Raw genomic sequence first — 255 nt, 5'->3', positions numbered from 1 at the left:
AGGCAGAACCAAAGTGGAAACCAAATTAGCAAGAATAGCAAACATGGCGAAGTCAGACCCGAATCTAAGATTTACTTCCATTGGACACCTCATTAATGAGGAGGCGCTCATTGCATGTCACAGGAAGATGAAACCGGGTAAGGCAATAGGAGTAGATGGAGTAACAAAAGAGATGTACGAAAGTGATCTCGAAGCGAACGTAAAGAATCTCGTGGAGCGACTGAAAAAGAGAAGCTATCGACCCCTGCCAGCACG

1 pseudogene is annotated in these 255 nt (G+C 45.5%); it reads left to right on the top strand.

Features of this window, described 5'->3' with window-relative positions:
- Positions 1–13: 13 nt before the first annotated feature.
- Positions 14–255, top strand: a pseudogene (locus KJS69_RS29440) (group II intron reverse transcriptase/maturase); the annotation flags it as partial.

Source organism: Paenibacillus sp. J2TS4, assembly GCF_018403245.1.
Lineage (GTDB): Bacteria > Bacillota > Bacilli > Paenibacillales > NBRC-103111 > Paenibacillus_L.
This window is presented reverse-complemented; position numbering and strand designations above follow the sequence as displayed.